We start from the raw sequence: 22201 nt of genomic DNA on the forward strand, positions 1-22201 counted from the left end.
GATCTCGCGGATTACTGAAAGTCGATGAGATGTTCTGCAGTGGCGCGATTGAGCGCCATCGGGATGTCATAGACGGTTGCAAGCCGCGTAAGCGCCTTGACGTCGACATCGTGCGGAAGTGCAGAGAGCGGATCGATGAAAAAGACCAGCATGCTGACCTCGCCGGTTGCGATCATCGCACCGATCTGCTGATCGCCGCCCAGCGGCCCGCTTTTCAGTCGCGTAACATCGAGACCTGGAGCAGCTTCCTGCACACGGCCGCCGGTCGTTCCCGTTGCGACGATGCGAAACTTCGATAATGCCGTCTGGCGTTGACGGGCAAAATCCGCCATGTCGTCTTTTTTCAGATCATGCGCGATGAGCGCGATGCACGGCTTGGCCGATTCCAAGGCATTCCTCCATCGGGCCTTTGCAGGCCACCTTAATTTGCCTTGGCTTTCTATCGTGCCGTTGCCGATAAGGGAAGGCTCGGCGTTGTCGCTGCAGCTTACGGATACCAAACGGGCTTAACGGAAAGGCCGCTCGCGTGGCAACGGTATGTCTGCCGGAACATTGGCCGGATTGGAGCTGATCGCATCCATCTGATCGACGGCTTGAGGCACGGAAGGCTGGCTCGAATAGGCGACAGGCTGGCCCCCGAAGGTCGCGTCGGCTTCGGAGCGAGACGGGCCGGCAAGCACCGCAGAACAGGCTTTTGGCAGGTCCGACAGCATGACCTGGCGCGGCTTGACCGGCTTCTTGTCGGGGTCGGCAGGCTTCGGCGGCGCCCATGGTTCCTTGGTGAACCACCATGCGAGCGCCTTGCTGTCGCAATCGTCGGTGACAGGCGTTGCCGCCTGCCGTTCGCAGCCTGTTGCACCCGGCGGGCAGTTCATGCGGATATGAAAATGCTCGTCATGTCCGTAGACGGGCCGCACCTTGCCGAGCAGGCTTCGATCGCCGGTCCAGGTCTGGCAAAGCTTCTTCTTGATCGCCGGGTTGACGAACACCCGCTGCACTTGGGGATAGCTGGCGGCCTGCATCACGAGGCGAGCATGCGTGCTAGTCCACTTGCGCGAATCGACCGTAAGGAACTTGCTTTTGTCCAGCATCGAGGTGAACGGAAGGTCTTCCCGCTGCTGCACGCTCATCGGCTGGGCCGGTTTCGGTGTGAACCAGACATCCGCATCGAGCCCGATCTGGTGCGAGGCATGGCCATTGATCATCGGGCCGCCGCGAGGCTGGGAAATATCACCGACCAGAATGCCGGTCCCCCAGCCGAGGCTTGCGGCATCGCGGGAAAACTGTTCGAGCAGATCGATCATTGCCGGGTTGCCCCAGCGCCGATTGCGCGAAAGGCGCATGGCCTGCCATGTCGGGCCGTCCGTCGGTAGTGCGACTGCACCGGACATGCAGCCCTTGGCGTAGAAGCCGAGAGGTGCCGGCGACGCAGCGTTCGGCAATTTCACCGCGCCGAAGAGCTGCTTGGCCGGCGTACCGTCCTGCGCCATCGATGGATCCGCGATGGAACCGCATAACAGAGCCATTGTCGCCAGTCCGAGGACCATCTTCGAAATCGATTTCATGAACTTCCGCCGCAAATCACTTTTATCGCCAGTTTAGTCTGGAATGAGACTTTGGTGAAATGGAGATCTCGCCCGGCGGCTGCGGGCGATAAATTGCTTGTGAGCGGCGCCTCCTGTTTTTCGCCCTCTTTTGCCCTATGCTTCGCTGCAACAAATCAAAACCACAAAGGGAAAAGCATGGATTTGGCCCGGCTCCGCAAAGGTCTTGTTGTCGCATTGGCAGCTTCGTTCATGGCGCCATGGGCGATGGCCGATGCGCCGAAATGGCGTTACGGCATGGCCGTGGTCGGCGAGCCGCAATTGCCAGCAGATTTCCAGGCGCTTCCCTATGTCGATGTAAACGCCCCCAAGCAAGGCGAACTCAAGCTTGCCCAAGAGGGCACGTTCGACAACCTCAATCTGGTAATTGACAGGGGCGCCATCGCTTCCAGCGTGACGATGATCTATGAAACGCTGATGAAGCGTTCGGAAGACGAGGTCTTCGGCACCTACGGCTTATTGGCTGAAGCCGTTGCCTACCCTGACGACATGTCGTCCGTGACCTTCCGACTGCGGCCGGAAGCCAAATGGGCTGACGGTCAGCCGGTGACCCCGGAAGACGTCGTCTTCAGCCTGAATATGCTCAAACAGCACAGCGCCCTTTATTCCGGTTATTACCAGCATGTGACCGGAGCGGAAAAGACCGGTGATCGCGAAGTGACCTTCCGCTTCGACGAGAAGAACAACAAGGAACTACCCTCGATCGTAGGCGATTTCCCGATCCTGCCGAAACATTGGTGGGAAGGGACGGACGGTCAGGGCAAGAAGCGCGATATCTCCCGCACGTCGCTGGAAGTGCCGATGGCGTCCGGCCCCTACAAGGTTGCTTCGGTTCAGCCCGGATCGGCCATTCGCTATGAGCTGCGCGACGACTATTGGGGCAAGGACCTGCCAATCAACCGCGGCCAGTATAATTTCCGTACCATCAGCTACACCTATTTCTCCGACACCGACGTGCAGTTCGAGGCGTTCCGGGCCGGCAATGTCGACTACCGGCAGGAAAACAGCTCCAGCCGCTGGGCGACCCGCTACGATTTCGACGCAGTCAAGGACGGCCGGGTGACGAAGGAGGCGCTGACGAACCCATTCAGGGCTGTCGGCGTGATGCAGGCATTCGTGCCGAACATGCGCCGCGACATCTTCAAGGATGCGCGGGTCCGTGAGGCCTTGAATTACGCCTATGATTTCGAGGACCTCAACAAGAACCTCGCCTTTGGTGGCCTGAAACGAGTCGACAGTTTCTTCTGGGGCACGGAGCTTGCGTCCTCCGGCCTGCCTGAGGGCAAGGAGCTCGAAATCCTCAATGAACTGAAGGACAAGGTCCCGCCGGAAGTCTTCACCAAACCCTACGCAAACCCGGTCAATGGCGATCCGAACAAGGTGCGCGACAACCTTCGCACCGCAGTTGGTCTGCTTAAGCAGGCTGGCTACGAGTTGAAGGGCAACCGCATGGTCAACAGCAAGACCGGCCAGCCCCTGGGGTTTGAAATCCTGCTGAGCAATGCCGGTCAGGAGCGTACTGTCACTCCCTATATCAACAGTCTCAAGAGAATAGGTATCGATGCACGCATCCGCACAGTGGACGCCTCACAATATATCAACCGTGTCCGCAGCTTCGACTACGACATCATTTTCGGTGTCTGGGCGCAGACGATGAACCCCGGCAACGAACAGAACGACTATTGGGGCTCGGCATCAGTCGATCGTCAGGGATCGCGCAACTATGCCGGGATCGCCGATCCTGCCGTCGACATCCTGATTCGCAAGATCGTCTTCCCTCCAAGCCGCGAGGAACAGGTGGCGGCGATCAAGGCCATGGACCGCGTGCTGCTCGCCAACCACTATGTCGTGCCGATGTTCTATTCCGGCGAGGAAAAGATCGCCTATTGGAACCGGATCGCGCATCCGGAAAAGCTGCCGGAATACGGCACCGCTTTCCCCGAAGCATGGTTTGCCAAACAGCCCGGTAAGTAAGATGCTTGCACCTTGAAGGGGCAACTGTTCCAAATGGCCGGATTGATTCGCCTAGAGATGAAGGAAGCCCGCTTGATCGTTGCGCAGACCCGCGGTGATATGCCCGAAACGTTCGGCATGGTGCTCTGATGGGCGCCTATATTCTACGCCGCCTGCTGCTGATGATCCCGACCATTGTCGGCATCATGGCGATTTCCTTCCTTGTCGTGCAGTTTGCGCCGGGCGGGCCGGTCGAGCAGATCATCGCTCAGGTCCAGGGGCAGGATTCAGGTGACCGCCTGTCAGGAGCCAGCAACGATCTGTCGGCTCAGGGCATAAGCTCTGAATCGAATTACCGCGGCGCCCAAGGGCTCGATCCGGAATTCATCAAGAAGCTCGAGCAGCAGTTCGGTTTCGACAAGCCGCCGCTGACGCGTTTCCTCGACATGATGTGGAACTATATCCGTTTCGATTTCGGCGAGAGCTTCTTCCGCAATACGCCGGTGATCGATCTCATCATCGACAAGCTGCCGGTATCGATCTCGCTCGGCTTCTGGATCCTGATCGTCTCCTACCTGATTTCCATCCCGCTCGGCATCCGCAAGGCGGTCAAGGACGGGTCGAGCTTCGACATCTGGACCTCCGGCGTCATCATCGTCGGTTATGCGGTGCCGAGCTTCCTCTTCGGCATCCTGCTGATCGTCCTTTTCGCCGGCGGTTCCTTCTTAGACTGGTTCCCGCTGCGCGGTCTCGTCTCCGACAATTTCGACGATCTCATCTGGTATCAGAAGATCGGCGATTATTTCTGGCACCTCACCCTGCCGCTGATCGCCATGTCGCTTTCGGCCTTTGCCACAACGACCTTGCTGACGAAGAATTCCTTCATCGACGAGATCAAGAAACAGTATGTCACGACGGCGCGGGCCAAGGGGCTGAACGAGCGGCAGGTGCTCTATGGCCACGTCTTCCGCAACGCCATGCTGATCGTCATTGCCGGTTTTCCCGGCGCCTTCATCTCGGCATTCTTCACCGGCTCTCTCTTGATCGAGAACATTTTCTCGCTCGATGGACTGGGAAGGCTCGGTTATCTCTCGATCGTCAATCGTGATTATCCGATCGTCTTCGGCACGCTCTTCATCTTCTCGCTGATGGGCCTCGTCGTGAACCTGATCTCCGACCTGATCTATACCTGGATCGACCCACGCATCGATTTCGAGCGGAGGGACGTCTGATGAACGCACCTTCCGCCACCACGCCGATCGCGGCTGCAGCGCCCGCCAAGCGCCCCTTCCTGTCGCCGACCAGCAAGCGCCGGCTCGCCAATTTCAAGGCAAACAAGCGCGGCTTCTGGTCCTTTTGGATTTTTCTGGTCCTCTTCACGCTCAGCCTGTTTGCCGAATTTATCGCCAATGACAGGCCGATCGTCGCCTCTTACAAGGGCGAGATCCTCTATCCGGTTCTGGTCGATTACCCGGAGGAAAAGTTCGGCGGCTTCCTTGCAACGACGGACTATCGATCGGACTTCATCCAGGAAGAGATCAATGCCAATGGCTGGATGATCTGGCCGCCGATCCGCTATTCCTATCAGACGGTCAATTCGCAGATCCCCCATTCCGCCCCGACCGAACCCTTCTGGCTGATGGCCAAGGCCGATCGCTGCAAGGCCTATCCGCAAGGCGATCAGGACCCCAACTGCATTCTCGGCAACATGAACTGGCTCGGCACCGACGATCAGGCGCGTGATGTCATGGCCCGGATGATCTACGGTTTCCGCATCTCCGTCCTGTTCGGTCTGGCACTCACCATCTGCTCGGCCATCATCGGCGTCGGAGCCGGTGCCGTGCAGGGTTATTTCGGCGGCTGGACCGATCTTCTGATGCAGCGTTTCATCGAGATCTGGTCGGCAATGCCGGTCCTTTATATCCTGCTGATCATCGCCTCGATATTGCCGCCCGGCTTCTTCATCCTGCTCGGCATATTGCTGCTCTTCTCCTGGGTCAGCCTTGTCGGCGTGGTCAGGGCCGAGTTCCTGCGCGCCCGTAACTTCGAATATGTCAGAGCGGCCCGTGCGCTCGGCGTCGGCAACTGGACGATCATGTATCGCCACCTTCTGCCCAACGCGATGGTGGCGACGCTTACCTTCCTGCCCTTCATCTTGTCTGGCTCGATCGCCACGCTGACGTCGCTGGACTTCCTCGGCTTCGGCATGCCGCCCGGCTCGCCGTCGCTGGGTGAAATGATCGCTCAGGGCAAGAACAACCTCCAGGCGCCATGGCTCGGCCTGACGGCCTTCTTCACCATGTCGATCATGTTGTCGCTGCTGATCTTCATCGGCGAGGCCGTGCGTGATGCCTTCGACCCCCGCAAGACGTTCCGGTGATATGATGACAGACGCACTCCTTTCCGTTCGTGATCTGTCCGTTGCCTTTCATCAGGGTGAGACGCAAACGCTCGCCGTCGATCACGTGTCGTTCGATATAAAGCCGGGTGAGGTTCTGGCGCTGGTCGGAGAATCCGGCTCCGGCAAATCGGTCTCGGCCAATTCCATCCTGAAACTTCTGCCCTATCCGGCCGCAAGCCACCCCTCGGGCGAAATCCTGTTTCAGGGCAAGGATCTCCTGAAGGCATCCGAAGCGGAACTGCGCCATGTGCGCGGCAACGACATCACGATGATTTTCCAGGAGCCGATGACCTCGCTCAATCCGCTTCACTCGATCGAGAAGCAGATCGGTGAGATCCTGGAAATGCACCAGGCGATGGTAGGCACCGCTGCCCGCAGCCGAATCCTGGAGCTGCTCAACCAGGTCGGCATCCGCGAGCCGGAAAAGCGCCTGACCGCCTATCCGCACGAACTCTCCGGCGGCCAGCGCCAGCGTGTCATGATCGCCATGGCCCTCGCCAACCGGCCGAAGCTTTTGATCGCCGACGAGCCGACAACCGCTCTGGATGTGACGGTTCAGGCACAGATTCTAGAGCTTTTGCGCAAGCTGAAGGGCGAGCATGGCATGTCCATGCTGTTCATCACCCACGATCTCGGCATCGTCCGCAAATTCGCCGATCGCGTCTGTGTCATGACCAAGGGCAAGATCGTCGAGGAAGGCTCGGTTGCCGATGTCTTCGAGCGCCCGCAGCACCCCTATACCCAACATCTTCTCAGTTCTGAACCGAGAGGCGAACCACCGGCAGCCGATCCGAGCCATCCGGTCGTCATGGAAGCCAAGGATCTGCGTGTCTGGTTTCCGATCAAGGCCGGATTCATGCGTAGAGTGGTGGATCACGTGAAGGCGGTCGATGGCGTGGATCTGACGCTGCGTGCCGGCGAAACGCTCGGCATTGTCGGCGAATCCGGCTCCGGCAAGACGACGCTCGGTCTGGCGCTGGCAAGGCTGATCGCCTCGGAAGGGCGGATCGTCTTCATCGGCGATGCGATCAACGGCCATTCCTTCAAACAGATGCTGCCCTATCGCAATCGCTTGCAGGTGGTGTTTCAGGATCCCTTCGGTTCGCTCAGTCCCCGTATGCCGGTGGGAGAGATCATCGCCGAAGGCCTGAAGGTCCACGAGCGGCAGCTGTCAGCAGACGAGCGCGATCAGCGTGTTGCCTGGGCGCTGCAGGAAGTCGGCCTCGACCCCGAGACCCGCTGGCGTTACCCGCACGAGTTCTCAGGCGGCCAGCGGCAGCGTATCGCCATTGCCCGTGCCATGGTGCTGAAGCCCCGCTTCGTCATGCTGGACGAGCCGACCTCGGCGCTCGACATGACGGTCCAGGCGCAGGTCGTCGACCTTCTGCGCGATCTGCAGGCCAAGCATGATCTCGCCTATCTCTTCATCAGCCATGACCTGAAAGTGGTGAAGGCACTCGCCAACCACGTTATCGTCATGCGCACCGGAAAGGTGGTTGAGGAAGGTCCGTCCGAACAGATCTTCCGCGCGCCGAAGGAAGATTACACCAAGGCGCTGATGGCCGCGGCGTTCAATATCGAGGCGGTCGAAAACGGGGCCGTTGGCCAGTAACAAAAGTGGGAATAGCTTTGTCTGAAAAAGGTTCTGTCGTCATCGACCTGAAATTCGAACGCCGTGATGTGGATCAGGCTCTGGTCGGCGCTCTCGCCGGACGCCAAGTCCTGCACGCATCGGACAAATCGGCGGATCTTTCCAATGCAAGCTATGCTTTTCTCTGGAAACCGGATCTGGATCTTTTCCATCGCGCCCCCACTCTGAAAGTGCTGTTTTCCGGCGGTGCCGGCGTCGATTCCATCCTCGCAACACCCGGCCTGCCGGATATCCCTATCGTCCGTTTCGTCGATGAAAGTCTCACCACCCGCATGAGCGAGTGGGTCGTGCTTCAATGCCTCAGCCATCTGCGTCAGGCCCCGGCCTATCTCGTCCAGCAGCGCGCCCGCATCTGGAAGGAATTGCATCAGCCTGAAGCGAAGGACCTGACCGTCGGTGTCATGGGGTTAGGTGTGCTCGGCCAAGATAGTGTCCGTAAGCTGAAGATCATGGGTTTCAACGTCATCGGCTGGTCGCGGACGAAGAAGACGATCGAGGGCATCGACACCTACGATGCGTCGCAACTCGATGCCTTTCTGGCCCGCACGGACATCCTCGTCGGGCTCTTGCCGCTGACGGGCGAGACGCGCGGCATCTTCAACGCCTCGCTCTTTTCCAGACTTCGCCAAAACGGCGCGCTCGGTGCGCCCGTCTTCATCAATGCCGGGCGTGGTGGCAGCCAGGTGGAGAAGGATGTCATCGCGGCTCTTGACGCCAAGATCCTGGGCGGCGCATCTCTCGACGTGTTCGAGCAGGAACCGCTGTCGCCGGACAGCCCTTTCTGGTCCATGGATAATGTCATCGTCACGCCGCATGCTGCCTCCGCCTCCGATATCCGGGCCTTGCTCCGCAATGCGGAAGTTCAGATGGAGCGTTTCGAAAGAGGAGAGCCGCTACAGCACGTCGTCGACAGGACGACGGGTTACTGAAGCTTCCGGTTTGTTTTCGGCAGTACCGCGACAGTTGAACTGCGTCTGGACTTAATCGATTTTTTTCCCGATAAAGCTGCCGGGAGGTAGGATCGTTAGCTTGCCTCTATAGCGAGTGAGGCCGACCGGTCACAGGCGACCGGGACAGGGGCAGGCATGACCAAGACCGATATCGCAACCAGGGTGTATAATCACAGCTGGAAGCTCGATCCGATCATCCGCAGTCTGATCGACACCGACTTTTACAAACTTCTGATGTTGCAGATGATCTGGAAGCTTTATCCGGACGTCGATGCGACATTCTCCGTGATCAACCGCACCACCAGTGTCAAGCTGGCGGACGAGATCGACGAAGGTGCTCTGCGGGAGCAACTCGATCACGCCCGCACGGTCAGTCTCTCCAAGAAGGAGATGATCTGGCTGGCAGGTAACACATTCTATGGCCGCAACCAGATCTTCGAACCCGAATTCCTGACCTGGCTTTCCAACTACAAGCTGCCGGAATACGAATTGTCCAAGCGCAATGGGCAATACGAGCTGAATTTCCATGGCAAGTGGATGGATACCACGATGTGGGAAATTCCGGCGCTGGCAATCATCAACGAGATGCGTTCCCGCACGGCCATGCGCTCGCTCGGTTACTTCACGCTCGATGTGATCTATGCTCGTGCCAAGGCCAGGATGTGGGAAAAGGTGCAGCGCCTGCGTGAATTGCCCGGCCTGCGGATTTCCGATTTCGGCACCCGCCGTCGCCACAGCTTCCTGTGGCAGCGCTGGTGCGTCGAGGCCTTGAAGGAAGGCATCGGCAGCGGATTTACCGGTACCAGCAACGTATTGCTTGCTATGGACAGCGATCTGGAAGCTGTCGGCACCAATGCACACGAGCTGCCGATGGTCGCAGCCGCCTTGGCGCAGACGGATGAAGAGCTGCGCAACTCCCCCTATCAGGTGCTGAAGGACTGGAACCGGCTTTATCACGGCAATCTGCTGATCGTTTTGCCGGATGCTTTCGGTACTGCCGCGTTTCTGAGGGATGCGCCGGACTGGGTCGCCGACTGGACGGGCTTCCGCCCCGACAGTGCCCCGCCGATCGAAGGCGGCGAGAAGATCATCGACTGGTGGAAGAAGGTAGGCCGAGATCCGAAGGAAAAGCTGCTTATCTTTTCAGACGGCCTCGATGTCGATGCAATCATTCAAACCTACAAGCATTTCGAGGGCCGGGTGAGAATGAGCTTCGGCTGGGGCACCAACCTTACCAACGACTTTGCCGGGTGCGCGCCAACCGAGATCAACGGATTGAAACCGATCTCGGTCGTCTGCAAGGTCAGCGAAGCCAATGGTCGCCCCGCCGTTAAGCTTTCGGACAATCCGCAGAAGGCGACCGGCGACGCGAAGGAAGTGCAGCGCTACCTCCGCCTGTTCGGCGAAGAGGATAGGATTAGCCAGACGCTGGTGGTCTGAGATCTCGTTTGGCAGTTTAACTGAAAAGCCCCGCATATGAAGCGGGGCTTTCGCATTGTGGGCGTTACTTGATAATCTGCACCACGGTATGGGTCTGCGGATCGACGATCACGCGCTGATTGTTGACCACCGTATAGGCATATCGGGTGTTGCTAGGAACTGGGGTTAGCACAACCGTCTCGGGAACCGGCTTGCCGACGGCGATCGGCTGTTCCACGGTCACGGCCGTGGTTGGCGCGGGCTGCTGTTCAACATAGGTAACCACTTCGCGTGGCGGCGGATCGATTGCCGTGCCGGCGATGGCACCGACAACACCGCCCACGGCTGCACCGACGGGACCACCGACCACAGCTCCGGTCACGGCACCACCGGCTGCGCCGGTCACCGTGCTCTGTTGTGCATAGGCCTGGCCTGCAAAGGTTGCTGCGAAGATTGCGCAGGAAGCAAGAATGATATTTTTCATGGTTCTTCTCCTCTTTTGACTTCCGGCAAGAGAACCCGCTTGTCGATAAAACGGTTCCGGATGCTTCCTCACCTTTCGCCCGACTCTGAAATATTTGGCGATCACTCAGTTGCCGTCTTCTGGCTCCTTGCGGGATCGTCGCATATGGGCCTGACGCGCAAAAACGCCGAGGTTCAAAGGCTTAACCACGCCCCTAAAAATGACCGCGATCTCTAAGATACCTATTGCCAAGCGGCAAGCGCCGACTATTTGCCGCTTGAGTGATAGGAGAATGCGCGTGGAATATCGCTTTCTGATTGTCGAAGACAGCCTGCTAGTCGCCATGGACATAGAGGAGGCAGTTCAGCGTAGTGGACATGATGTGGTTGGCATCGCGCCTGATATGAAGGTGGCGCTCAACTACACGCGTGACACGGATATCGCTTTCGTCGACGTGCGGCTTGCCGATGGCGAGACGGGACCGGAGATCGCCAAGGTCTTGGCCGAATACGGTATTGTCGTCATCATGATCACCGGAAACCCAGGCGTAGTCGCTTCTGGTGTAAACGGTGTTGTCGGCGTCATGGCCAAGCCTCTCACGGACCAGGCTTCGATGGATCTCATCCAGTTTGCCGTCGATCGCAAAAATGGCAAACCCGGCGTTCCACCGGCGCGCCTCAGGCTTTTCCATTAGCGACTCGTTGCTTCGACCCGTTTGGTTGGGTATGTGATCCCCATCAACAGCGGAAGCGGACATGCGTTATTTCATTACCGGCACGGCGGGCTTCATCGGGTTTCATCTGGCGCGCAAGCTTTTGCAGGATGGTCACGAGGTTGTCGGCTTTGACGGGATGACGGCCTATTACAGCCTGCGCCTGAAGGAGGCCCGCAATGCCGGGCTGGCACAGTTTCCTTCCTTCCGCTTCGTACAGGGCATGCTGGAAGACAGAGCTTCGCTTGAAGAAGCGGTCAAGGCCTTCAATCCGGACGTTATCGTTCATCTGGCAGCCCAGGCAGGTGTTCGTTACAGCCTCGAAAATCCAAAGGCCTATCTCGACTCAAACCTCATCGGCTCGTGGAATATTCTGGAAATCGCCAGAGAGATCGGTGTCGGACATCTGATGCTTGCATCGACATCTTCCGTCTACGGCGCAAATCCCGGCATTCCTTTCCGGGAAAGCGACAAGGCTGACGAACCGTTGACCTTCTACGCTGCAAGCAAGAAGGCCATGGAAGTGATGGCGCACAGCTATGCTCATCTCTACAAGGTCCCGACAACGGCTTTCCGTTTCTTCACCGTTTATGGCCCCTGGGGTCGGCCGGACATGGCGCTGTTCAAATTCGTCAAAGCCATGCTCGATGACCAGGAAATCGAGATCTACGGCGAAGGCAAGATGAGCCGTGACTTCACCTATATCGATGACCTCGTTGATTCGATCATTGATTTGTCCAGGGTTGCTCCATCCGAATCGAACCGTGTTGCTGATATCGATACGCTTTCGGAGCAAGGACCGTTCCGTACAGTCAATCTTGGCGGCGGTCAGCCGGTCGGGCTTCTCGATTTTATCGAGGTCATCGAAAAGACAATGGGCAAGCCGGCAAGGCGCAAGATGCTGCCGATGCAGAAAGGCGATGTGCCGCGCACATTCGCCAGCCCGGACCTTCTGCTGGCGCTGACCGGGCGTAAGCCGGAAACCGGATTGGATGAAGGTGTCGATGTTTTCGTCCGCTGGTATATGGAGCATCGGTCCGAAATCGATTGAGCGTGGGCGATAGCAGGCCTGAGGGATAACGACGCATCACGTCTTCAGGATAGGGCTTGTGCCTCAAGCGATAACTCCCAAGTTCGAAGCGCATATCGTTCAAGACAGGGTCCGTGAGATCCCCTTAGCTGCGGCCTCGGCCTGACTTGGCTTCGCTTTTGAAAGACTTTATGTTGCCGGGAAAGACAATTCAGATGTTACCTAAGGTCAAGGGCATGTCACAGGGTTTCAGAGATGCCCGCATTCTCATGTATAGCCACGATACGTTTGGGCTAGGCCATATTCGCCGCTGCATGACGATCGCCAATCACCTGGTTGAAACCTTTCAGGGCGCGCATGTCCTGATCATTTCCGGCGCAACGATTGCCGGTGCCTTCGATTATCGCTCGCGCGTCGACTACGTGAAGATCCCGAGCGTGATCAAGCTGCGCAACGGCGACTACACGTCGATGGACGAGCACATCAATCTGGAGGAAACGCTGGAAATGCGTCAGGCGATCATTCGCCAGACGGCGGAATCCTTTCAACCGGATATCTTCATCGTCGACAAGGAGCCGCTCGGTCTTCGGCGCGAAGTGGAAGACACGCTCGTTTATCTCAAGAGCCGCGGCACGCTTCTCGTGCTTGGCCTTCGTGACGTCATGGATGCACCGCATCTTCTGGATGCCGAATGGCGGCGCAACGATGTGATGGCGAAGATCGATCAGCTCTACGATCACGTCTGGGTCTACGGCCCTCCGGATTTCCACGATCCTCTCACCGGGCTCGATGTTCCGCCATCATTACGTCGCAAGATGACCTTCGTCGGCTTCCTACAGCGAAAGGCATGGAAAAGCCGCGCGACGGCTCTGCCGAAGCGGGATGGCGATTATATTCTGGTGACCACAGGCGGCGGCGGTGACGGGTATGAACTCGTTCGCGACGTGATAAATGCCTATCAGGCCGATCCGGATCTGACAGAAAAAGCCCTGATCGTGCTTGGCCCTTACATGCCCGGCGAGCAGCGCGAAGCGCTGAAACAGGCGGCCGCTTCGCATAACTGTCTTGAGGTCATCGAATTCGATAACCGCATGGAAGACCTGATCGCCAATGCGCGTGCGATCGTTGCCATGGGCGGTTATAACACCTATTGCGAAATTCTGTCCTTCGATAAGCCGGCGCTGATTATTCCCCGCATGGTGCCGAGGCAGGAGCAGTTGATCCGCGCAATGCGTGCCACGGAACTTGGACTGGTTGCCATGCTGCATCCCGATCATTCTTCGGATGGGATGCGGCTCTCTGCGGCGATCAAGGAACTGCTGCTGCGGGACCCGCCATCTGCAACGGCGCCGGATTATCGCCTTGAAGGTCTGCCCAATCTTTCTGCCATCGTCCAGGAATACCTGCAGGGAAAGCGTCCCGATTATCTTACCGCCGTCGAGAGCTGAAATCAGCTCTCGCGGTTGATTTCGCGGCGTAGCAGCCGCGCCGTTTCACGTGCTCCATCCATGTTCAGGTCCAGATAGGCCTTGCCACGTTGCGCAAGGGCCTTGCCGATTCCGCTTGCCACCAAGTCTGGTGTGATTGCCGCTTCCTCGATGAATTCCGCCAGCCCGAGTTCCCGCAGCTTTACTGCGCGCGCCGTCTGTTCCGTCTCGCCGCCAGCCGCAAAAGGCACAAGCAGCGACCCGCAGCCAGCTCTCAGCACGTCGCAGACGGTATTATAGCCCGCCTGTGAGATCGAAAGCTCGGCACTGCCAAGCAACTGCCGGAAATCGCTCCTGAAGCGAAACACATCCATCTCGCCGCCGCCCTTCGAGGCAAGACTGTCGAAGCTTGCCGCATCGAGGTTCGGTCCGGTAATCACGCACCAGCGGCCGGGCGCGGAGATCAGGTCGCGAGCAGCAACGGCGGCACTCAGCAGTTTCTGTCCCACTGCTCCACCACCGGCGGAAACCACCACCCGGTATTTTTCGAGCGAGGGAACAGGGGCTGCAGGTGCAACGAGACCGGTATAGAGCACCTTGTCCGCGATCTCGCCTGCAAGCGGAAACGTGTCTTCGATCCGTGTCAGGTTTCTATCGCCATGCACGAGCACGCGATGGAAATGTTGCCTGACCAGCGCCACCGTTTCTTCGTCACGCCCAGGCTTCTTGTTCACTTGCAGGATATCGCGGATCGAGGCAAAGAGCAGCGGCCTCGGGCGCATCGTCATGATCGCATCGAGAAACGGCAAAAGCTCGAAACGCATCTGCCGGCGGCCGAACGGAAAGGCTTCGGTGATGACAATATCCGGCTTCGTGTCGCCAAGAACCGCCAGCAACTGCTCCATGCGCTGGCGCTCTCCGTCAAGCCCGAGCGTTGCTCCATCTATGTCCTGCAGGCCTGAAAATCCTTCGCGAGACGTGACCTCCGGCATCAGTCGAACATGGTTGATGCCCGGTCCCGGAAAGCCGGGTACGGGCAGTCCACCGGTTACCATCGTCACCTCAAAGCCATCCTCGGCAAGAGCCGACGCAACGAGGCTTGCCCGGGCGATATGGCCGATCCCCAGCAGATGCTGAACATAGAAGAGCACGCGCGGTGATGTCATGGCTGCGAGGGCTCCTTGTTGGCGAGCGTCGAATAGGCGGCTGAGAACAATCTCTCCAGATCCGATATGCTGGTCTTGTGGTCGAAATGACCACGAACTTTCGCTTCCGCATTCCTGGCCATGCGGTCCCGTTCCGATGGGTTGCGGATGGCGATTTCGAGCGCTTTGGCGAGCGCCAATGGGTCTTCCGGTTCGACCAACAGGCCGTTCTCCTGATCGACGAACAGTTCCGGAATGCCGGAAATCGTTGTCGAGATGCAGAGGATCCGCTGGCTGGCCGCCTCGACCAGAACATTCGGCAATCCGTCGCGATCGCCATCCTTGCCGATACGGCAGGGCAGGGCGAATATGTCGGCCTCGCCGTAACGCTGCAGCACTTCCTGCTGCGACATCGCCCCGTGCCAGCTGACGCGGCCGGCAAGCCCGATTTCTTCCGCAAGCGGCTTCAGCACCTTCAGCTCATCACCGCCGCCGACGTGATCGAGCCGCCAGTGAAGGTCGGCTGGAAGCAGGGCTAGCGCCTTGAGCAGGATATCAAAGCCCTTTTTCGGCACGGCACGGCCGACAGCCAGTATCGTAATGGGATCATTCGGATTGGAGCCATCGCGCGTCGCAACTGAGCGATCCGGCGAGGGAAAACGGCTGAGGTTCAGGCCATGATAGCTGAGATGCACCTTGCCGGCGTTCTCTGAGAGTGTGCGCAGGTGATCGGCGCCGCCGCGGGTGCAGGTCACCGTCCAGCTTGCATCATCGAGCTTGTCGGAAAGCTCCCAGTCTGGGCTCGTCCAGATATCCTTGGCATGGGCGGAAACGGTGAAGGGTATGCCAAGCAACTGCGATGCATAACGGGCGACCGAAGCCGGTGTGTGGATGAAATGCACATGCAGCCAGTCCGCCCCTTTAGGCCATTCGCGGGCAAGTACCAGCGCCTGGCCGAAGCGGCGAAAACGGTTGCGGCTTATGTCGCGCGGCAGGTCTTTCAGAAATGCTTTGGCAGCCGCCCGGAAGGATGGCTTGCCGAACCAGTAGAAAAAGGCCTTGACGACCCGCAGAGGCTCTTCGTGCAGATATTCCGGCAGATAGTGGACGGGCGCCTCGATCTCGTCATGTACCGGATGCCGCTTCTTGTCGGTCGGTCGGCGCATCGACATCAGTTCCAGCTTGAAGCCGGCAAGTTCCAGGCCGCGCAGTTCCTGCGCGATAAAGGTCTCTGAAAGGCGCGGATAGCCTTTAAGCAGCACGACCATCTTTTTCGGTATGTTCAACGTCGTTCCTTGCGGTCTTTGCCGGTCGATCCCTCATCCAGGGTTCGGCCGGCAAAACCAGTATCCGCCCGCTTTTATGCGCGCAAGTCAGTGATAGGGGTCCGCCGCGTCACGCAGGCCATCGCCTAAGAAATTGAAGGCGAGGATGACCAGGATGACCGGGATCACCGGGATGAGCAGCCAGGGATAAAGCGCCACGACATTGACCGTCCGCGCTTCGGTCAGAAGCACGCCCCAGCTCGTGACCGGTGGCCTGAGGCCGAGACCGAGAAAGCTCAGTGTCGTCTCGCCGAGGATCATGCCGGGAATGGTCAGCGTCGCGCTGGCGATCAGGTGCGACATGAAACCGGGAATGAGATGCCGACCTATGACACGCCAGTGATTGGCCCCCATCAATTGCGCCGCCATCACATAGTCTTCCTCCCGAAGCGCCAGCAGCTTGGATCGCACCGCACGCGCAAGCCCTGTCCAGTCCAGAAGCCCCAGGATGAAGGTAATGCCGAGATAGATGACGAACGGGCTCCAATCCACCGGCATGATCGCGGCAAGCGCCAGCCATAGCGGAATGCTCGGGATCGACTGCAGTACTTCGATGATGCGCTGCACCACAAGATCGAACTTGCCGCCCCAATAGCCTGCAAGCCCGCCGATCAGGATGCCCAGCACGAAGCTGGTAGTGATGCCGAGAAGACCGATCGTCAGCGAAATCCGTGCGCCATAGATGACCCGGGACATGACGTCCCGTCCGAGCCGGTCGGTGCCGAACAGGAACATCTGGCCGCCTTCAGCCGGGCAGACGAGATGTCGCTCTGCGGAAATGAGGCCCCAGAATTTGTAGGGATCGCCCTTGCAGAAGAAGCGGAGCCGCTGCACCTGGTTGGGATCGTCGGTGTAGACGCGCCTCAGGTTCTCCATGTCCAGCGTCATCTTCTGGCCGTAGACGAATGGCCCGACGAACGCCCCGTCATGGAACAGATGCACCGACTGCGGCGGCGCATAGATGTGATCCATGTTGCGCGTGTGGAGATTATACGGCGCCAGAAATTCGGCGATGATGATCGACAGATAGCAGAACAGCAAGAATATGCCTGAGAACAGCGCCAGCTTGTGGCGCTTGAAGCGCCACCACATCAGGCGAAGCTGGGAGGCACGTTTGGCAAGCGGTGCACCTTCGCCCGTTTTGTCGAAAGCGTATGGATCGAAAGCAGCTTCATTGACGTAATGCGGCAGTGGCTGGCCGTCGGGTGGCAGTTGCATGCTCATCGCGTCCGGCCTCCATAAAGGCGAATGCGCGGGTCGAAGAGTGCAAGCGCGATGTCAGAGATCAACACCCCAACCACGGTCAATATGGCAAGGAACATCAGGAAGGAACCCGCCAGATACATGTCCTGCGTCTGCAGTGCCTTGATCAGCATAGGCCCTGTCGTCTCGAGTGACAGCACGACGGCGGTGATTTCCGCTCCGGAAATGATCTGTGGCAGGATCGAGCCGATGTCCGAGATGAAGAAATTGAGCGACATGCGCAGCGGATACTTCGTCAGAACCTTGAACGGGTGAAGCCCCTTCGCCCGCGCCGTCATCACATATTGCTTGCGCAGCTCGTCGAGCAGGTTGGCGCGCAGCCGGCGCACCATGCCGGCGGTCCCGGCCGTGCCGATGATGATCACTGGGATCCATAGATGTTCAAGGATCGAGGTCGCCTTGTCCCAGCTCATCGGCTGGTTCAGGTATTTCTGGTCCATCAGATGGCCGATCGATGTGCCGAACCAGACATTGGCAAAATACATGAGAATAAGCGCCAGCACGAAATTAGGCACGGCAAGGCCGATAAGGCCGAGAAGCGTCAGCCCGTAATCGCCCCAGCTATACTGATGCGTGGCGGAATAGATGCCGATCGGGAATGCGAGCAGCCAGGTGAGGATGATCGTCACGACGGATACGAGAATGGTCAGCCACAGACGGTCGCCGACGACGTCCGAAACGGGCAGGCGGTATTCGAAGGAATAGCCGAAATCGCCCACCATCATGCCGCCCACCCAGTGCAGGTAACGGATCGGTAGCGGCTGGTCGAAACCGTAGCGCGCCCTTAATTCCTCGATTTCCTGCATGTCGGCCGGTTCGCCGATTGCCCGCATCTCGGCGACATAGCTTTCGAAATAGTCGCCCGGCGGCAGCTCGATGATGGTGAAGACGAGCATGGAAATCAGAATCAGGGTAGGGATCATCACCATGATCCGCCAGAGAATGTAGCGGATCATGCGTGATCCTCCTCATACCAGAAGGTGTCAGGCATATAGACGCCAAGGAAGGATGTCGGATCGTAGCCGAACAGGGCCTTCTCGGGAATGTTGCGCAGTTTCGAAGAATAGACGAGCGGCTGCAGAGCCTGGTTGACGATGCCGATGGTGAAGACGCCCTGTGTGTAGATGGTCAGCATCGAATGCCAGATTGCTTCCCGCTCCTCGTGCGTTCCGGCTGTTTTCCAGTCTTTCAGCAGGTCGAGAAGCTGCCTGGCCTCGGCAAGATCCGGTGGATGTCCATCACGACCGCCGGAGAGATAATGAAGCCCCCAGACCGGCCACTGCATCTGGTCGTCGAATGTCGGCGCCAGTTCGTTGGGCGACATCTCGGCCGTCGGCACGCCGTTGTCGAGACCCATCCACACGCACATCAGCGTCTCGCCGCCGATCACCCGCTTGCGAAAAATCTCGCGTTGCGACACGCGGGTGTAGATCGCAATGCCGATCTTCGACCAGTGATCGGTGATCAGTTCCAAGACGTCGCTCTCAAACGTGCTTTCTCCCGCACTTTCGACGATGATTTTTGCCGGGCGCCCATCGGGCAGAAGCCTTAAGCCATCCTCGGTGCGGTTCGCGAGGCCTGCCTCGTCCAGCAGCCGGTTGGCCATGTCGATATCGTGGTTCGCCCAGGCCTGTTCATATTCTGGCTTGAACAATGGGCTGTCGGGCAGCACCGAATTCCCGGCCGCATGCGCCAGGCCGAAGAATACCGCCTTGTTGATCTCCTCCCGATCAATCGCCAGAGATAGCGCCCGCCTGACCCGAACGTCCTGGAACAGGCCGCGCCAGACATCGTCTTTGCAATTGAGATTGGGAACCAGCGCCACGCGGGAACCCTGCGTGCGCTTCCACAGATCCACTTTCATCGGCAGGCGTTTTTCGGCGGCTTTCAGGAACGTGTAGTCGGAGAAATCAACATTGGCGAATTGCAGGTCGCTGTCACCCGAGCCTGCTTTTGCGGCGATCAGATCCGGCGCACTGACATTCAGTACCATTTTATCGATGTAAGGCAGCTGCAAACCGTTCTCGTCGACACGATGGAAGAATGGGTTGCGCAGAAAGACGAACTGCCCGGCAGGTGGCTTGGTGCTGTTGTACCAGGGGTCGAGTGTCGGCAGTTCGGGGTTTTCCGGCCGCACCGTACGCGACATTCGCTGGTGCAGGTCGGTCCAATCCTGCGCCTTGTATGTCTTCAGCATCGCGGCAATCTTGCCCGCGCTCTGGTAGCGCGGGTGGAATTGCCTCAGATAAGCCGACGGCATGTAGATCACGAGCGGCGAAGGTTTCGCCAGCTGTGCCAGGAAATCGGGATTGGGCTCATTCCAGCTGTATCTTACCGTGCGCTCGTCCAGGATCTCGAAAGTCGGGCCCTTGCCGTTCACCCTGAGATCCACTGGAATACCGCCGCGATGAAGCTCCTTGTTGTTCATCACGTCTTCCCAGCTGTAACGGAAATCCTCCGTCGTCAGCGGTGAACCGTCCGACCACTTGTGCCCTTCCCGCAGTGTCAAGGTGAAGACGCGGTCGTCTTCCGATGTGAAGCTTTCCAGAATATCGGCCTGGAGGTTCAGTTGCTCGTCGTAACCGACCAGCCGTGAATAGCTGTTGATCGGCATGAGGCGGATGTCGCGCTGACCGCCGATCAGCATGCGCACAACGCCGCCGTAACGTCCGGGCTTCAGGTTTTTTGCGCCGATATTGACGACACGCGGATTGCGCGGCAAGCGCTCCGCAACGTCCGGCAATTTGCCGGCCTTGATGTCGTCGGCGAGATAGTCCGATCCGGTGAAGGCAGCCTTCGCGTTGAAGGGAACAAGCGCGGTCGCCATCATACCGAGCAGGGTTCGGCGTTTCATCATGGCTGCAGCTCCCTGATGTTCACCTGAGGTTTTGCCAGGACGAAATGCCCGCCGCCTAGGTCGATCTGGGTCAGCCGTTCTCCCTCGTCCTGAATGAAGGCGGGGTGCCAGTCTTGCGTCGGCTTTCTCGGAATGTCGAGAGAATCGAGATCGAGCGGACGGTCGAGGTCGGGGATCGGCACGGCCGCTATCAGCCGTCGTGTATAGGGATGCGTCGGGTTGCGCATGATGATCTCGCAAGGACCGATTTCAACAATCCGTCCCGCATACATGACGGCAACACGGTCCGCCATGTAGTTCACTACCGCAAGGTTATGCGAGATGAACAGGTAGGTCAGCCCTAGGTCGCGCTTGAGATCCTTCAGGAGATTGAGGATCTGCGCCTGGATCGACACGTCGAGCGCCGAGACGGGCTCGTCGCAGATCAAAAGTTCCGGGCCGAGCGCAAGGGCGCGGGCGATACCGATGCGCTGTCGCTGGCCGCCGGAGAAACTGTGCGGGTACCGGCTGAGCGCATTGTCGTCGAGGCCGATCGTGCGCAGCAGCCGTCGAACCGCATCCAGCCGCGTGGCGCGCGAACCGCGACCATGGATCTCCAGACCCTCGCCGATAATCTCCCTGACCGTCATGCGTGGCGAAAGCGACGAGATCGGATCCTGAAAAACCATCTGGATTCGCTGGCGCAGCATGTCCAGTTCTTCACCTTGAGCGGAAAGGACATCGATCGGGCCTTTCTCGCTTTCGAATACGACAGCGCCGGTATCTGCGGTCAGGCCGCGCATGAGTATCTTGCTCAGCGTGGTCTTGCCGCAGCCGCTTTCACCCACGAGACCGAGGCTCTCGCCGCGCCGGATATCGAAACTGACGTCATCGACCGCGAGTGTCACATTGCTTTCGTGGCTACCGAGCTTGCGCTTCTTCGCTTTGAAGGTCTTGCTGATATGGTTGACCGAGAGGATCGTCCGCGAGCCGCCGGAATTGAGATAACCGGTCTCCATCAGGCTGGCCGTATCGACCGCGATTTCGCGCAGCGGCTTCAGACGCTGGTCGCGCTTCATCTCGAAAGTCGGGATCGCCGAGATCAGCCCCTTCGGATAGGGATGAACGGGTCGGCGGAAGATGTCGTCGACCGTGCCGGCCTCCATGATCTCGCCGCGATAGGCGACAACCACTTCGTCCGCAAGATTGGTGACGATGCCGAGATCATGGGTGATCAGCAGCATCGCCATGTTGAAGCGGGACTGCAGATCGCGCAGAAGCTTGAGGATTTGCGCCTGGATCGTCACATCGAGCGCCGTCGTCGGTTCGTCGGCGATCAGGAGGGCAGGGCGACAGACAAGCGCCATGGCAATCATCGCGCGCTGGCGCATCCCGCCCGAAAGCTCGAACGGATACATCGCGTGGACTTTTGCAGGGTCCTTGAATCCGACGAGAGACAGCGTGTCATAGACCCGCTCGCGCTGTTCGGCAGGTGACGAAGCATCATGGATCCGCAATGCCTCGTCGATCTGGTTGCCGATCGTGTGCAACGGCGACAGCGAGGTCATCGGTTCCTGGAAGATCATCCCGATCCGGTTGCCGCGAATGCTGCGGATCTGCCGTCCGTCCTGCGGCAGCTGAAGCAGATCCACTGGCTCTTCCGAAGTCTCCGGGTCATTGAACAGCACGCGTCCCGAGATCGATGCCAGAGGGCTTTCGATCCCGACGATCGTGCGGCCGATGACCGACTTTCCCGATCCAGATTCTCCCACCAGCGCCGTCACCTTGCCGGGCTTGATCCGCATGCTCAGATTGTTGACGGCTTGAATTCTGCTGCCGAACACCGGGAAGCTCACGCTCAGATTTTCTATCCGCAGCAGGTCGAGCACGAATGTCGTCATCGGGCAGTTTTTCCTACGGTGCCACTTAGCAGCCCCCCGCATTTCCGTATAACGGCAAAATCAGATTTGTCGGAATGCATCGTTTGGCACCTGATCAGGTTGACGCTGTAACGGAATTGAA

Annotated in this window: 18 protein-coding genes; 9 read left to right on the forward strand and 9 right to left on the reverse strand. The window is 58.8% G+C overall.

Annotated features, from left to right (window positions below; all coding sequences use genetic code 11):
* Positions 1–11: 11 nt before the first annotated feature.
* Together JZX87_RS06975 and mepA are read right to left on the reverse strand one after the other, a co-directional pair.
* Positions 12–389 (reverse strand): methylglyoxal synthase, encoded by a 378-nt coding sequence (locus JZX87_RS06975; RefSeq protein WP_148146159.1) that lies wholly within the window; start codon positions 387–389, stop codon positions 12–14.
* A 117-nt stretch (positions 390–506) separates the two neighbouring features.
* Complete coding sequence (gene mepA / locus JZX87_RS06980; protein ID WP_206824818.1) at positions 507–1565, reverse strand: penicillin-insensitive murein endopeptidase; 1059 nt, start codon at positions 1563–1565, stop codon at positions 507–509.
* A 177-nt stretch (positions 1566–1742) separates the two neighbouring features.
* Between mepA and JZX87_RS06985 the strand changes: the two genes are divergently transcribed.
* The 6 genes from JZX87_RS06985 (at position 1743) to pncB (ending at position 9999) form a co-directional block, all read left to right on the forward strand.
* Positions 1743–3578 (forward strand): extracellular solute-binding protein, encoded by a 1836-nt coding sequence (locus JZX87_RS06985; protein WP_206824820.1) that lies wholly within the window; start codon positions 1743–1745, stop codon positions 3576–3578.
* Between the two features lie 128 nt (positions 3579–3706).
* A complete protein-coding gene (locus tag JZX87_RS06990) occupies positions 3707–4789 on the forward strand; it encodes a microcin C ABC transporter permease YejB (protein WP_206824822.1) in 1083 nt (360 codons plus the stop codon).
* Positions 4789–5937, forward strand: coding sequence for an ABC transporter permease (locus JZX87_RS06995; RefSeq protein ID WP_206824824.1), 1149 nt, complete (start codon positions 4789–4791; stop codon positions 5935–5937). Before JZX87_RS06990 ends, JZX87_RS06995 begins: the two co-directional genes overlap by 1 nt.
* A gap of 4 nt (positions 5938–5941) precedes the next feature.
* The gene (locus tag JZX87_RS07000) at positions 5942–7570 is read left to right on the forward strand and encodes an ABC transporter ATP-binding protein (RefSeq protein ID WP_206824826.1); all 1629 of its coding nucleotides are present in this window, start codon (positions 5942–5944) and stop codon (positions 7568–7570) included.
* 17 nt (positions 7571–7587) lie between these two features.
* Positions 7588–8538: a 2-hydroxyacid dehydrogenase gene (locus tag JZX87_RS07005; RefSeq protein WP_206824829.1), complete on the forward strand. Its 951-nt coding sequence runs from the start codon at positions 7588–7590 to the stop codon at positions 8536–8538.
* A gap of 156 nt (positions 8539–8694) precedes the next feature.
* Entirely contained in the window at positions 8695–9999 is a 1305-nt protein-coding gene (gene pncB, locus JZX87_RS07010; RefSeq protein WP_206824831.1) for a nicotinate phosphoribosyltransferase, read from the forward strand.
* A 64-nt stretch (positions 10000–10063) separates the two neighbouring features.
* On the opposite strand, the gene JZX87_RS07015 is transcribed toward pncB, so the two are convergent.
* Positions 10064–10462, reverse strand: coding sequence for a DUF1236 domain-containing protein (locus tag JZX87_RS07015; RefSeq protein ID WP_148146151.1), 399 nt, complete (start codon positions 10460–10462; stop codon positions 10064–10066).
* A gap of 271 nt (positions 10463–10733) precedes the next feature.
* Between JZX87_RS07015 and JZX87_RS07020 the strand changes: the two genes are divergently transcribed.
* The 3 genes from JZX87_RS07020 (at position 10734) to JZX87_RS07030 (ending at position 13631) form a co-directional block, all read left to right on the forward strand.
* Complete coding sequence (locus JZX87_RS07020; protein WP_246435986.1) at positions 10734–11135, forward strand: response regulator; 402 nt, start codon at positions 10734–10736, stop codon at positions 11133–11135.
* Between the two features lie 61 nt (positions 11136–11196).
* Entirely contained in the window at positions 11197–12204 is a 1008-nt protein-coding gene (locus JZX87_RS07025) for an NAD-dependent epimerase/dehydratase family protein (RefSeq protein WP_206824832.1), read from the forward strand.
* Between the two features lie 215 nt (positions 12205–12419).
* The gene (locus JZX87_RS07030; protein ID WP_206825113.1) at positions 12420–13631 is read left to right on the forward strand and encodes a glycosyltransferase family protein; all 1212 of its coding nucleotides are present in this window, start codon (positions 12420–12422) and stop codon (positions 13629–13631) included.
* A gap of 2 nt (positions 13632–13633) precedes the next feature.
* On the opposite strand, the gene JZX87_RS07035 is transcribed toward JZX87_RS07030, so the two are convergent.
* The 6 genes from JZX87_RS07035 to JZX87_RS07060 form a co-directional block, all read right to left on the reverse strand.
* On the reverse strand, positions 13634–14776 hold the full coding sequence (locus tag JZX87_RS07035; protein ID WP_206824834.1) for a glycosyltransferase family protein: 1143 nt from the start codon (positions 14774–14776) through the stop codon (positions 13634–13636).
* Positions 14773–16023, reverse strand: coding sequence for a glycosyltransferase family 4 protein (locus tag JZX87_RS07040; RefSeq protein WP_210349012.1), 1251 nt, complete (start codon positions 16021–16023; stop codon positions 14773–14775). The genes JZX87_RS07035 and JZX87_RS07040 overlap by 4 nt, the downstream gene beginning before the upstream one ends.
* A 105-nt stretch (positions 16024–16128) precedes the next feature.
* Entirely contained in the window at positions 16129–17304 is a 1176-nt protein-coding gene (locus JZX87_RS07045; RefSeq protein ID WP_206824836.1) for an ABC transporter permease, read from the reverse strand.
* A complete protein-coding gene (locus tag JZX87_RS07050; protein ID WP_183992903.1) occupies positions 17301–18299 on the reverse strand; it encodes an ABC transporter permease in 999 nt (332 codons plus the stop codon). The genes JZX87_RS07045 and JZX87_RS07050 overlap by 4 nt, the downstream gene beginning before the upstream one ends.
* Positions 18296–20200, reverse strand: coding sequence for an ABC transporter substrate-binding protein (locus JZX87_RS07055; RefSeq protein ID WP_206824838.1), 1905 nt, complete (start codon positions 20198–20200; stop codon positions 18296–18298). Before JZX87_RS07055 ends, JZX87_RS07050 begins: the two co-directional genes overlap by 4 nt.
* Entirely contained in the window at positions 20197–22080 is a 1884-nt protein-coding gene (locus tag JZX87_RS07060) for an ABC transporter ATP-binding protein (protein WP_206824840.1), read from the reverse strand. The genes JZX87_RS07055 and JZX87_RS07060 overlap by 4 nt, the downstream gene beginning before the upstream one ends.
* Between the last annotated feature and the right edge of the window lie 121 nt (positions 22081–22201).

Source organism: Agrobacterium sp. Ap1 (assembly GCF_017313375.1).
GTDB lineage: Bacteria > Pseudomonadota > Alphaproteobacteria > Rhizobiales > Rhizobiaceae > Neorhizobium > Neorhizobium cellulosilyticum.